General features: G+C 69.4%; 11 protein-coding genes. 2 read left to right on the top strand and 9 right to left on the bottom strand.

Translation table 11 applies throughout. The features are described 5' to 3' along the window. Positions 1 to 233: 233 nt before the first annotated feature. From ACIBK5_RS35510 to ACIBK5_RS35500, 3 genes are all read right to left on the bottom strand, one after another. Positions 234 to 1043 carry an SDR family NAD(P)-dependent oxidoreductase gene (locus ACIBK5_RS35510; protein WP_399026225.1) on the bottom strand — a complete coding sequence of 270 codons (810 nt, stop codon included), beginning with the start codon at positions 1041 to 1043 and terminating at the stop codon, positions 234 to 236. Between the two features lie 496 nt (positions 1044 to 1539). Then, complete coding sequence (locus tag ACIBK5_RS35505; protein ID WP_399026224.1) at positions 1540 to 2967, bottom strand: coniferyl aldehyde dehydrogenase; 1428 nt, start codon at positions 2965 to 2967, stop codon at positions 1540 to 1542. 11 nt (positions 2968 to 2978) lie between these two features. Then, entirely contained in the window at positions 2979 to 3806 is an 828-nt protein-coding gene (locus ACIBK5_RS35500; protein ID WP_399026222.1) for an SDR family NAD(P)-dependent oxidoreductase, read from the bottom strand. A gap of 72 nt (positions 3807 to 3878) precedes the next feature. On the opposite strand from ACIBK5_RS35500, the gene ACIBK5_RS35495 reads away from it, so the two are divergent. Continuing rightward, positions 3879 to 4469 (top strand): TetR family transcriptional regulator, encoded by a 591-nt coding sequence (locus ACIBK5_RS35495; protein ID WP_399026220.1) that lies wholly within the window; start codon positions 3879 to 3881, stop codon positions 4467 to 4469. Positions 4470 to 4511: 42 nt separating this feature from the next. Here ACIBK5_RS35495 and ACIBK5_RS35490 read toward each other — a convergent pair whose 3' ends face one another. Next, positions 4512 to 4769 (bottom strand): Tn3 family transposase, encoded by a 258-nt coding sequence (locus ACIBK5_RS35490; protein WP_399026218.1) that lies wholly within the window; start codon positions 4767 to 4769, stop codon positions 4512 to 4514. A gap of 621 nt (positions 4770 to 5390) precedes the next feature. Here ACIBK5_RS35490 and ACIBK5_RS35485 point away from each other — a divergent pair. After that, positions 5391 to 6065: a hypothetical protein gene (locus ACIBK5_RS35485; protein WP_399026216.1), complete on the top strand. Its 675-nt coding sequence runs from the start codon at positions 5391 to 5393 to the stop codon at positions 6063 to 6065. A gap of 25 nt (positions 6066 to 6090) precedes the next feature. On the opposite strand, the gene ACIBK5_RS35480 is transcribed toward ACIBK5_RS35485, so the two are convergent. The 5 genes from ACIBK5_RS35480 to ACIBK5_RS35460 all read right to left on the bottom strand — a co-directional run bounded on the left by ACIBK5_RS35480 (position 6091) and on the right by ACIBK5_RS35460 (position 12842). Further along, positions 6091 to 7617, bottom strand: a complete 1527-nt coding sequence (locus ACIBK5_RS35480; protein ID WP_399026215.1) for an NCS1 family nucleobase:cation symporter-1 — start codon at positions 7615 to 7617, stop codon at positions 6091 to 6093. 143 nt (positions 7618 to 7760) lie between these two features. After that, positions 7761 to 8783 (bottom strand): TIGR03842 family LLM class F420-dependent oxidoreductase, encoded by a 1023-nt coding sequence (locus tag ACIBK5_RS35475; protein ID WP_399026213.1) that lies wholly within the window; start codon positions 8781 to 8783, stop codon positions 7761 to 7763. Between the two features lie 12 nt (positions 8784 to 8795). Next, positions 8796 to 10199, bottom strand: a complete 1404-nt coding sequence (gene hydA, locus ACIBK5_RS35470) for a dihydropyrimidinase (RefSeq protein WP_399026211.1) — start codon at positions 10197 to 10199, stop codon at positions 8796 to 8798. A gap of 76 nt (positions 10200 to 10275) precedes the next feature. Next, positions 10276 to 11118 (bottom strand): nitrilase-related carbon-nitrogen hydrolase, encoded by an 843-nt coding sequence (locus ACIBK5_RS35465; RefSeq protein ID WP_399026209.1) that lies wholly within the window; start codon positions 11116 to 11118, stop codon positions 10276 to 10278. 155 nt (positions 11119 to 11273) lie between these two features. After that, the gene (locus ACIBK5_RS35460; RefSeq protein ID WP_399026206.1) at positions 11274 to 12842 is read right to left on the bottom strand and encodes a PucR family transcriptional regulator; all 1569 of its coding nucleotides are present in this window, start codon (positions 12840 to 12842) and stop codon (positions 11274 to 11276) included. Positions 12843 to 12866 lie beyond the last annotated feature (24 nt).

Raw genomic sequence — 12866 nt, 5'->3', positions numbered from 1 at the left:
CACAGTTACATCAGTGAGGTGACCGGACGGCGCCATTGCAGGCCCGGGAGCTCTCTGGGGTTCAAGCCTCGGTTTGCACAACCGCAGGGGAACACGGTGACCACTCGGCAACCCCCTGGATCACTGTCGTGACCGCCCCCTGTGGGGAACCAGCCGGTCGCCCGTGGTCAGGTCGCGGTCTCGCCGATGCGGCAGAAGTCGGGGCCCTCCAATTGACAGTGGTCCGGAGAGTGTCAGTGATTAGGCCGACGCGAGCGCATCTGCCACTGGGTCATCGCGCCGAAGGCCAAAACGTTGGCTCGGCGGGTGGTGAAGCGCGAGGTCAGGGTCATCACCCAGTTGAAGGTGCCGGAGACGACGCTGGGCGGCGGGTTGCGCCGGTCCAGCGTGCGCAGTGCGGTGGTGACCACCTGACGCGGGGTCTGCAGCCGGACACCGCGGGCCATGTCGTCGGAGCCGGCCGTGTCGAAGAACTCGGTGCGGGTCGGGCCCGGGGAGAGGGCGAGCACGCGCAGGCCGGTTCCTCGCGATTCCTGCCACAGCGCCTCGGTGAAGTTCAGCACGAACGCCTTGGTCGCCCCGTAGACGGCGGCATTCGGCCACGGCTGGTACCCGAGGGAGCTGGCGACGTTGACCAGGACACCGGTCAGCTGGTCGATGAACGCCCTGGTGACGTCGACCAGGCTGGCCACGTTCAGGCCGATCTCCTGCTGGACGCGTGCCGGGTCCTCCTGGCGGAACGGGCTGTGGGTGCCGAAGCCGGCGTTGTTGACGAGGCTGGTGACGGTGATCCCGCGCCGGGCCACCTCCTTGGCCAGCGCTTCACCCGCGGCCGGCGCGGTGAGGTCGAAGGGCACCACCGTGGCAGTGATCTGGTACTTTGCGGACAGTTCGTCGGCCAGGGCCTGAAGCCGGTCCGCGCGGCGGGCGACCAGCACGAGGTTCGAGCCGCGCTCGGCGAACTGGCGGGCGAACTCCGCGCCGAGGCCGGCACTCGCGCCGGTGATCAATGTGGTCTGGGTGCGGTAGTCGATCTTGTTCATGGCGGTCGGGGACACGGTGCCCTTGCAGGTACCTCCTCCCCTTCTCCTTTCAATTTTGCGACGGTTGGCAACCGTCATCGGGTGCTCATCTGTTGCCGAGGCGAGCTCGGAGCCCGGCTGGGCGATGGTCGTGACGATTGAGGTGCCCCCGGCGACGACCTCGGCGCCCCATGCCCGCACCTCGGCCGCGCGGTCGTCCTCACGGCGAATCCACGCGGACCGGCACGTTCTTGGCGCACAGCCGCTCGGTGACGAGGCGGTCTATGCCGCCGGCGACGTGACGAGAACGAGGTCATGATCAGCCATCGGTGGCCTCCTTGCGGAGGTGTGCATCTCGGCCAGGCCCTGCCGCTGCACGGGCGGTCGTGCGTCCTGGTGCTCGACGTTGCCGCTCGGGGTGAACCCCTTCCCGCCGATCCTCTGATCGGTCTCGACAAAGGGGCGGCCGCACCTGCGTGTAGGGGGCTCAGGGGTGGCGGGCGCCTGCTGCCCCCATTTACCGGAGCAGGAAGTTAAGGAGGGTTTCGGTGCGCTTGTTGAAGGGTGCGCGCAGCAGGCGGGTGGCGTTCCAGCGCCCTTGGACGTAGATGCCCTTGGGGTGGCTGAGCGTGCGGAATCCCTCGATGCCGTGGTACTTGCCCATCCCGGAGGCGCCGACGCCGCCGAAGGGGAGGTCGTCCTGCGCGACGTGCATGATGGTGCCGTTGATGGTGACGTTTCCGGAGGTCGTGCGGTCAAGGACCTTGCGCCGCTCTGGGCCGTTGTCTCCGAAGTAGTAGAGCGCGAGCGGCCGCGGTCGTGCGTTGACGTAGTTGATGGCGTCGTCGATGTCGCGGTAACCAAAGATCGGCAGGATGGGACCGAAGATCTCCTCATGGGCGATGCGCATGTCGTCGGTGACGCCGAGCACGACGGTCGGTGCGAGGGTGTGCGGACGGCGGGCCGCGTCGCCCGGCCGGTGTCCGACCTCGATGATCCGCGCTCCGTGAGCGCGGGCGTCATCTATCAGGCCGGTGAGGATCTTGTACTGCTTGTCGTCGATGATCGAGGTGTAATCGTCGCTGGTGGGACCGTCGGGGTAGGCGGTCTTCACGAGTCTGTCGTAGGTGGCAATGAAGGCGTCGATCTCGGATTCGTGCACCAGAGCGTAGTCGGGCGCGATGCAGGTTTGCCCGCCGCTGAGAAGCTTGCCGAAGACGATGTCGGACACGGCCTGGTCCCGGACGTGTCCCTTGGCCACGATGGTCGGCGACTTGCCGCCGAGTTCCAGCGTGACGGGGACGAGGTTGTCGCCGGCCGCCTTCATCACGGCTCGCCCGACCTCGGTGCTGCCGGTGAAGACGAGATGGTCGAACGGCAGAGAGGAGAACGCGGAGCCGTCGCCGCTGACCATCGTGACCTGCTCCGGCGGGAAGAGTTCGCTGAGTATTGACGCGAGCACCGCGTTTGTCGCCGGGGTCAGCTTCGACGGCTTGAGCATCACGCGGTTGCCGGCCGCGATCGCGGTGACGACAGGCATCAGCGACAGGTTGACGGGATAGTTCCATGGCGAGATGACGCCGACCACACCGAGCGGCTGGTACTCGATGCGGTTGCTGCCGAAACGCAGCAGCAGCTCGATGTGGCGGCGGGTCGGACGCATGAACCGCCGAAGGTTGCGCTGCAGGTAGTCGATGCCCTGCACGACGCCCACGACTTCCATCAGCGCGCTCTCGTGTCGCGAGCGATGTCCGAAGTCGGCGTTGATCGCCTCCTCGATGGCGCCGCGCCGGGCGATCAGCGCCGCCCTGAACCTGGTCAGATCGCTGCGCCGCGCCTCCAGGGAGGGCGCTCCGTCGCGGAGGTAGGCGGCGCGCTGAGTATGGAGGATGTGAAGGAAGCGCTCCGCGTCGGTGGGCTGGCTGGTGACGTCGGTGATGGTCATGATCGTGTTCCTTAGCTGTTGACGAGGGCGGCGGGCGCGGGGTGCTGCGGGCGCTGGCGGCGGTCCATCCAGCCCATGAGCCGGACCATCGAGCGGCGCGACAGGAGCCTTCCGAGGAGAGCGACCGGCCGGCCGTTGGTGACCACCGACGGGGGCGCGGATCGGCGGTCGAGCGTGTCGAGGGCGATCTTCACGACCTGCTCGGGGGTGGCCCGCTTCGTGCCGTAGTCGGCGGTGCTGCCGGCGACGTCGTAGAACTCGGTCCGGGTCGCGCCGGGGTTCACGGCCAGGACGCGCAGGTTGGTGCCGCGGGTCTCCTCCCACAGCGATTCGGTGAAGTTGAGGACGAAGGCCTTGGTGGCGCCGTAGACACCCATGTACGGGGTCGGCTGGAAGCCCAGCAGGCTCGCGACGTTGATCAGGACGCCGGTGTCGGCGGAGGTCAGCGGGTCGATGTAGGCACGGGTGAGGTCGACCAGCGCGCTGACGTTCAGCGCGATCATGCTTTGCAGGCGGTCGGGATCCTCGTCGGTGAACGCGTCGTGGGTGCCGAAGCCGGCGTTGTTGACCAGGCCGGTGGCGTAGATGCCGCGGGACTCGAGTTCGGCGCGCAGGGTGCGGCCGGCGTCGGGCCGGCCGAGGTCGCGGGCGACGGCGGTCACCGTGATGCCGTGGGCGCGGGTGAGTTCGGCGGCCAGGCTCTCCAGCCGGTCCGCCCGGCGGGCCACGAGTACGAGGTTCGCGCCACGGCGGGCCAGCTGGCGGGCGAATTCGGCGCCGAGGCCGGAGCTGGCGCCGGTGACGATGACGGTCTGTCGGTGGTAGTCGATTTTGCTCATGGGTTCACTCTACGCACGCTTTTGCACTGAGTGCAAGTGGCTGCATCAAGTGCGACGAAGTACCATTGGTGCATGCCTCAGAAACCAGCCCCCATCCGGGAACAGACCCGCTCCGTGGTCCGGTCACTGCTCGCCCGTACCGCTATCGAGCTGTTCGGCGCCAAGGGCTTCGACAACACGACCCTCGATGAGGTCGCCGCTGCCGCGGGCGTCTCCCGGCGGACCCTGTTCAACTACTTCCGCAACAAGGAAGACCTCGCACTCAGCGGCCTGGACGAACAGGGCGAACTGATCGCCGCGCGCCTCGCCGAGCGCCCGGCCGACGAGGATGCCTGGGCGGCGCTGCGCGCGGCGTTCCAGGTGCTCGAGGAGATCGACATAACGGCCGAAGGGCGCCTGGAGTTCATCACGCTGCTCTTCGGCAACGACTCCCTGCGTGCCGGACACGCCGAGAAGCAAGCCCGCTGGCAAGACCTGTTCGCTCCGCTGATCGAGCGGCGCCTGCCCGACTCCGACCGGCGCACCCTGCAGGCCCGCGCGATCGCGGCCGCAGCGATCGTCTGCATGCAGGCGGCCAACGAGGAATGGGTACGCCTGGGCGGACAGGTCGACATGTTCGACCTCTACGACACCGCCGTGCAGGCCATCCGTCGCACCACCTGAATACGGCCGCATCCAGCTCCACCACGCTCGTCGGCGTGGGGATCACGGCCCCGAACCGCCTGACCACGCCGGCAAGACCGAACAATGCGGCCTGGGTGCCGTAAAAGGGTTGACGTTGGCGTGGCGGCTGGGCCAGATGTGTGCCAGCAGGTCGTCACCAACAGGTCGGCCGGCCCGGCGCAGCGCGGTGACTGCGAGGCCGTAGTGCTCGGTGGTCCAGGTGACGATCGCGGCGGAGGCCACCATCAGGCACCACATCTGCTCGGATCGCTGCTCGCAGTGCTGGCGCCGGACCCGCACCCTCTCCGACGTAGGCGAATTCCCGGTGCAGGACGTGCAGGTTCTCGCCCTTGTTCAGCTGCCGGGCGATTCGCCGCCGATACGACTCGCCGCAGGCCGACAGCGATCGGCCGGATCCTCCCCAGCCGCTCTCCCTGGGGAGCGGCTGGGGAGTTTCTCGTCCCTCGGGGAGGCTCTGGGGAGTTTGAGCGACACAAGCCAGAACCCCTCTGAAAGACGCCGAAAGACACGTTCCCACAGGTCAGAGACTCAATAGGTTCCGAAAGCCCAGGTCAGCGCCCGAACCCCGGGGCCTCCATGCCGAAGGTGCCCTGGAGGGTGGGGCGGGTCGTGAACATACGGGCTGTCACCTCTCGTGGTCGTACACCACCCGTCCCCTCCCCCTGTCGTGGTCCCGCCAAAACTCAGCCGCCGCTCGGCACGCTGCGTACTCACCCCGCCTGGGCAAATCGCCCACCCGATACCGAACCAACCGATACTCAGGCGGCGAACAGTGAGGCACCGTCACCACGTGAGCACGGAGCGAGTTCGCACTTCCGCCCCACAGGGAGTCGTGTGACACTGTCGTCCGTCCGCCGTGCGGGCCCGCTCCGCACCGTCCGTCCCCCACAGAAGGGCGCCGTGCGTTCCCTACCTCTGCCCCTGGCCCTGACCGCACGCCTGTCCCCGGTGGTCGTGCTCGCGACCATGGGCTGGGCGCTGTCGTCCGGTCCGCTCGCCGCGCCGCAGGCCCCCGAGCACACGTCGGCCGACGAGAAGACCGAGACCCAGTCCGCGTCCGGCCCGTCGACGGAGACGGTGTCGAAGGCGTACTCGGCCGCGCCCGCGCCGTGCGAGAGCGTCGCCAAGAAGACGGTCGAGTCGCTGGTGCCGGGCGCCAAGACGGCCGGCAAGGAGATCCCGTCCACGGACTCGGAACTGCGCCGCACCTGCTCCTGGAACGCGCTCGACGGGTACGACTACCGCTGGCTCGATGTGTCCTACGAGGTCATGGCGTCGGACGAGGCGGCGCAGAAGGCCTACAAGAAGCACACCGAGGAGAAGAGCGGCGGCGGCGCCGTCCCGGGCCTCGGCGACACCGCGTACTCCATCGTCAACCTCGCCACCGAGGACAAGCAGGAGACCCGCGAGGGCCAGGTGTTCGTCAGCGCCTCCAACGCGCTGGTGACCATCACGTACAACGGCAGTGACTTCGAGTCGAAGAAGGCGCCCAGCACGGAAACGATCAACAAGGGCGCCATCAAGGCCGCCAAGGAAGCGGTGGCCGCGCTGGAGGCCGAGGGCGGCAAGGACTGATCGCCCTCCAGCGCACCCACCCGGGTCAGACCGTGGTGCGGTGCCGGCCCCGTGGCGCCATCAGCACCAGGTACAGCACCATCGACGTCCCCAGGCCCACCGCCCAGCCGTAGTCGGCCAGGTCGGCGAGCGCCGGGATCGGGCGGCCGTCGATCAGCGGCTTGAAGCTCGCGCCGCCGACGGCCAGGATGCCGCCTGCCGCGAAGGCGACCACGGCCCGCCAGTTCCAGCCGCCCTCGTACCAGTAGCGGCCGCCCGTGCGGTACAGGTCGGCCAGGTCCAGCCGGGCGCGGCGCAGGATCCAGTAGTCGGCGATGAGGATGCCCGCGACGGTGCCGAGCAGTCCGCCGACCAGGCCGAGCCAGGTGAAGATGTAGCCCTGCGGGTCGGAGTACAGCTTCCACGGGAAGATCAGCACACCGAGGACGCAGGTGGCGAGGGCACCGGCCCGGAAGCTGATCCTGCGGGGCGCGATGTTGGAGAAGTCGAAGGCCGGTGAGACCAGGTTGGCCGCGACGTTGACGGACAGGGTCGCCACCAGGACGGTGACCAGCGCGAAGAGCAGGCCCACCGTGTTGTCCGTCTTGGCCGCGAGCTGTACCGGGTCCCAGATCGCCTCTCCGTAGACGGCCTGCGAGCCCGAGGTGACCATCACGGACAGGAACGCGAAGAGCGTCATGGTCGTGGGCAGACCGAGCGCCTGGCCCCGGGTCTGCGCCTTCTGGCTCCTGCCGTAGCGGGTGAAGTCGGGGATGTTCAGCGACAGCGTGGACCAGAAGCCGATCATGCCCATCAGGGCGGGGGCGAAGAGCTTCCAGAAGTCGGCGCCCCAGCCGAGCTTGGAGGGCTGGTCGAACAGCGGGCCGAAGCCGCCCGCCTTGTCGCTCATCCACCACAGCATCACGAACGCGCCGACGAGCACGAAGGGCGCCGCCCAGTTCTCGAAGCGGCGGATCGTCTCCATGCCCCGGTAGATGATGACGACCTGCAGCGCCCAGAAGATCGCGAACGACAGCCACATGGTCCAGGCGTAGCCGCCGACCTTGGCGGCGTCCGTCCAGCCGCTCCCGATGAGCTTGCCGGCCAGGAAGTAGATGGCCTCGCCGCCGATCCAGGTCTGGATCCCGAACCAGCCGCACGCCACCAACGCCCTCACGACGGCAGGCAGGTTGGCCCCGCGGATGCCGAAGGAGGCACGGGCGAAGACCGGGAAGGGTATGCCGTACTTCGGCCCGGCGTGCCCGGTGAGCAGCATCGGTATCAGCACGATGACGTTGGCCAGGGCGATGGTGAGCACCGCCTGCTTCCAGTCCATGCCGACGGCTATGAGCCCGGAGGCCAGGGTCCAGGAGGCCGTGTTGTGGGCCATGCCGACCCACAGCGCGGAGAAGTTGTACGTGGTCCAGGTGCGCTTCTCGACGGGGACCGGCAGCAGGTCCTCGTTGGCGTAGGGACCGGTCGGTGCGGGGGCGCCCGGGGCGATCTCCACCCGGCCGTCGGCGAGGGTGACTTGGGAGGTCGGCGGTGGGGCCGTGGGAGCGGTATCGGTCATGTGCCAGGCCAATCAGGGGAGGTGGGACGGGAAAGGCCATGCGGGTGACGCCGATGGGGGGGTGCGCTCGGGAGCGTCCTGGGCCCCCTTCCCGGGCCGCCGGGAAGGGGGAGTTCGAGGAGAGATGGTGCCGGGCGGGTGCGTCAGGAGTTGACGGCCGGGATGACCCGCGTCCCGTACGCGTCGATCACGGCCTCCTGCGCGTCGTGCATGTCGTAGACGGCGAACTGGTCCACGCCCAGCGCGCGCAGCGCGTTCAGCTTCTCGATGTGCCGCTCGGGCGGGCCGATCAGGCAGAACCGGTCGACGATCTCGTCGGGCACGAACTGGGTGTCGGGGTTTCCGCTGCGCCCGTGGTGGGAGTAGTCGTAGCCCTGGCGCGCCTTGATGTAGTCGGTGAGTTCCTCGGGCACCTGGGAGGAGTGCTCGCCGTACTTGGAGACCAGGTCGGCGACGTGGTTGCCGACCATGCCGCCGAACCACCGGCACTGCTCCCGCGCGTGGGCGAGCGCCTCGGGCGAGTCGTCCTCGGTGACATAGGCCGGGGCGGCCACGCAGATGGTCACCGCGTCGGGGTCCCGGCCGGCGGCGACGGCCGCGTCCTTCACTGCCTTGACCATGTACTCGGTGAGATACAGGTCGGCCAGCTGGAGGATGAACCCGTCCGCCTCCTCGCCGGTCATCTTCAGGGCCTTGGGGCCGTACGCGGCCATCCACACGGGCAGTTCGGCACCCGGCTGGATCCACGGGAAGCGGACGACGGTGCCGCCGCCGAGATCGGCCTCCTGGCCACTGCCCAGGGCCCGGATGACCTTCATGGCCTCGCTGATCCGGGCCAGGGTGTTGGGCTTGCGGCCGGCCACGCGCATCGCGGAGTCGCCGCGGCCGATGCCGCAGACGGTGCGGTTGCCGAACATGTCGTTGAGGGTGGCGAAGGTGGAGGCGGTGACCTCCCAGGTACGGGTGCCCGGGTTGGTCACCATCGGCCCGACCTTCAGTTTCGTCGTGTTGGCCAGGATCTGGCTGTAGATCACGAACGGTTCCTGCCACAGCACGGCGGAGTCGAAGGTCCAGCCGTACGAGAAGCCGTTGCGCTCCGCGCGTTTCATCAGGCTGATCACCCGCGAGGCCGGCGGGTCGGTCTGCAGGACGAGTCCGAAGTCCATCCGCACCACTCCCTAGTTGAGGTACTGACAGGTGGAACGCGGGGTGAAGACGCCGTGCCCGGCGTGTCCGGTGTACTCCCGCTCGGTGATGACGAGTTCGCCGCGCGAGAGGACCGTCTCGACCCGGCCGGTGGTGCGCTTGCCCTCGTACGCCGAGTAGTCGACGTTCATGTGGTGCGTCTCGGCCGACATGACCTGCTCGGCGTGCGGGTCGTAGATGACGACGTCGGCGTCGGCGCCCGGCGCGATGGTGCCCTTCTTCGGGTACATGCCGAACATCCGGGCCGGGGAGGCGCAGGCGATCTCGATCCAGCGGCGGCGGGAGATGTGCCCGTCGAGCACCGCCTGGTGGAGCAGGTCCATTCGGTTCTCCACGCCCGGGAGGCCGTTGGGGATCTTGGAGAAGTCGCCGCGGCCGAGTTCCTTCTGGCCCACGAAGCAGAAGGGGCAGTGGTCCGTCGAGACGACCTGGAGGTCGTTCGTGCGCAGGCCCCGCCACAGCGCGGCCTGGTGCTCCCGGGGCCTGAGCGGTGTGCTGCACACGTACTTGGCGCCCTCGAAGTCCGGCTCGGCGAGGTTGTCCGTGGACAGGAACAGATACTGCGGGCAGGTCTCGCCGAAGACGGGCAGCCCCTCGTCGCGGGCCCGGGCCAGCTCGGCGACCGCCTCCGTCGCCGAGACGTGCACGACGTACAGGGGCGCGCCGGCCACCTGCGCGAGCTTGATGGCGCGGTGGGTGGCCTCGGCCTCCAGCAGGGCCTTGCGGACCTCGCCGTGGTAGCGCGGGTCGGTCTCGCCGCGGGCCAGGGCCTGTTCGACCAGGACGTCGATCGCGATGCCGTTCTCGGCGTGCATCATGATCAGGCCGCCGTTGTCGGCGGAGCGCTGCATGGCGCGCAGGATCTGGCCGTCGTCGCTGTAGAAGACGCCCGGGTAGGCCATGAACTGCTTGAAGGAGGTGACGCCCTCCTCGACCAGGTGGTCCATCTCCTTGAGCGTGTGCTCGTTGACGTCGGAGATGATCATGTGGAAGCCGTAGTCGATGGCGCAGTTGCCGTCGGCCTTGGCGTGCCAGGCGTCCAGGCCCTCGCGGAGGCTGTGCCCGACGCTCTGCACGGCGAAGTCGACGATCGTCGTCGTGCCGCCCCAGGCGGCGGCGCGGGTGCCGGTCTCGAAGGTGTCGGAGGCGAAGGTGCCGCCGAAGGGCAGCTCCATGTGGGTGTGGGCGTCGACGCCGCCGGGGATGACGTACTTTCCGGTGGCGTCGATCGTGCGGTCCGCGGCGAAGGACTCCGCCGCGGGGGTGTTGGAGGCGGCGAGGGCGGCGATGCGGCCGTCCTCGATCAGGACGTCGGCGTGCAGTTCGTCTGAGGCGGTGATGACCAGGCCGCCTCGGATGACGGTTCGGGTGCTCATGATCTGTCGCTCCTCGCCGTTTGAACGTGACGGTTGTGTGTGGCTGGTCGCGCAGTTCCCCGCGCCCCTGGGTTCCTTACGGTGCTGTCAGTGGCCCGTACGCCCCCGGTGCGCGGTCCCGGTAGAACTGCCAGCGGTCGCGGACCTCTCGGAGTTTGGCCATGTCCAGGTCGCGGACGACGAGTTCGGGCTCCTTGTCGCTCGCCACCTCGCCGACGAACTGGGCCTCCGGGTCCACGAAGTACGACGTTCCGTAGAAGTCGTTGTCGCCGTACTCCTCGACGCCGACCCGGTTGATCGCGCCGACGAAGTACTCGTTGGCGACGGCCGCCGCCGGCTGTTCCAGCTGCCAGAGGTAGGCCGAGAGGCCGCGCGAGGTGGCGGAGGGGTTGAAGACGATCTCGGCGCCCGCGAGGCCGAGGGCGCGCCAGCCCTCCGGGAAGTGGCGGTCGTAGCAGATGTAGACGCCCACCTTGCCCACGGCCGTCTCGAAGACCGGCCAGCCGGAGTTGCCCGGGCGGAAGTAGAACTTCTCCCAGAAGCCGCGCACCTGGGGGATGTGGGTCTTGCGGTACTTGCCGAGGTAGGAGCCGTCCGCGTCGATCACGGCCGCGGTGTTGTAGAGGACCCCGGGCTGCTCCTCCTCGTACATCGGCAGCACCAGGACGATGCCGAGTTCCTTCGCGAGTGCCTGGAAGCGCCGGACGATGGGGCCCTCGGGGATCTGCTCGGCGTACTCGTAGAAGGCCGGGTCCTGGACCTGGCAGAAGTACGGTCCGTAGAACAGCTCCTGGAAGCACAGGACTTGAGCACCCTGCGCGGCCGCGTCGCGGGCCGCCTGCTCGTGGACCTGGATCATCGACTCCTTGTCGCCCGTCCAGGCGGTCTGGAAGACGGCGGCACGGATCACTCTGCTCATCGGGACCTCCGGTCGCTCGGTGTGCCGTGAGCCTAGGAACCGGGAAAGCCGTCTTTGAGTTGCACCGTGTCACGTCTGAGGGCGTGCGGCGTGCCACCGTGTCACTCCGCAGTGGGTTCATGTTTCACCGCCGTTTTCCCAGGTGGTCACGTGTTTCACTGCTGTTGCGCATCGTGCGCGAGGAGTGCGATGTGCACGGAGGCGGCCTGCTCGAAGTCGTCGAGGTCCACCCCGAGGCGGCCCTGTATGGCCTCCAGACGGCGGTACAGGGCCGGCCGGGAGACGTGGTGGAGCTGGGCCGTGCGGGACTTGTTGCGGCCGGTGGCGAGGTAGGTGCGCAGAACGGACAGCAGGTCCTCGTCGGACTCGCACAACAGCCCGTCCAGCTCCCGCTCCGCGAAGGACTGCACCTGCGGATCGTCCCGCAGGAGACGGATCAGACCGCGCAGATGGACATCCCTCAGGCGGACGACCGGCGGGAGGTCGAGGGCCGCCGCGGAGTCGGCGACCGCGTCCGCCACGTGCTGGGCCTCGCGCAGTCCCGCGGGGACGTCGTCCCAGACGGCCCGGGGCTCGGCGGCGGCGACGATCACGCGGGCCGCCGACCCCGGCTCGGTCCGCAGCCTGGTCGCGAAGTGGGCGGCGAGGGCGTCCGCGTCCTGGTCGCGGGCGAGGCTGAGGAGTACGGCGGTGGCGCCGTCGGCGAGTTCGGCGACGAGACCGGGCAGGCCCAGCAGCCGCAGCAGCCGGTCGAGCCGGCCGGTGTCGCCGTCGCGGACGACCAGCGGCACGAAGGTCCGCCGGTTGACGGGCAGCCCGGCCGCTCGGGCCCGGGGCAGCAGTTGCCGTGCCGGTACGACACCGCTGACCAGGTCGGTCAGCAGGCTCTGCGCGGACTGCTCCTCCCAGGAACAGGCCGCGCCGCCGCCGAGCATGCGGTGCAGGACGAGGGCCTCGGCCGCGCGGTCGGCCAGCAGCCGCCCGGTGGCGGTGTCGCCGCGGTAGCCGCACAGCACGATGCGGCCCCAGCGCTCCCCGCGCCCGCCCAGTTCGGCCCGGATCCAGCCGTCGCCCTCGGTACCTCCGGCCTGGCGGGCGATGCGTTCCCAGTCGCGCAGGACGTCGTCGACCGCGGACCGCTCCCCCGCCGTGCCGAGGACGCGGTGGGCGAGGTTGGTGACGACGACCGGGCAGGCGGCGTGCCGGGCGATGTCGTCGAGCAGGCGTTGCAGCGGGGCGCCCGCGGTGATGAGGGCGGTGAGTTCGGTGCGGACGGCCTCGGAGAGGCTGACGGCGGCGAACTTGCGCCGCACGAGCCGCGACTGGACCTCCTCGGTGAGGTCGGCGAAGGGGAAGGGCCGGTGCAGGACGACCATCGGCAGCCCGCACCGCTCGGCCGCCCGGCGCATCACGTCCGGGGCTGCGGGGAAGGCGCGGCCGAGTCCGAGGACGACGGCGGCGGCCTCCGCGCGGTGCAGCGACCGGACGTACTCGGCCTGCTTGTCCTCGTCGCCGGCGAGCAGCACACCGGTGGTGAGGACCATCTCGCCGCCGCTGAGCATCACACCGACGTCGGCGGCCTCGGCGACGTGCACCCAGCGCACCGGCCGGTCCAGGTGCCTCGCTCCGGCCACCACCTCGGGCTCCCCGGCGAGCACCCGCTCCAGGGTGAGGACCTGCCGGACCGACAGGGCGGGTTCCCAGGTGTCCAGAGTGGTGGCCATGGCGACTTCCCTTGCCTCGGTGCG

Origin of the sequence: Streptomyces sp. NPDC050546, from assembly GCF_044457425.1 — a bacterium.
Classification (GTDB): domain Bacteria; phylum Actinomycetota; class Actinomycetes; order Streptomycetales; family Streptomycetaceae; genus Streptomyces.
This window is presented reverse-complemented; position numbering and strand designations above follow the sequence as displayed.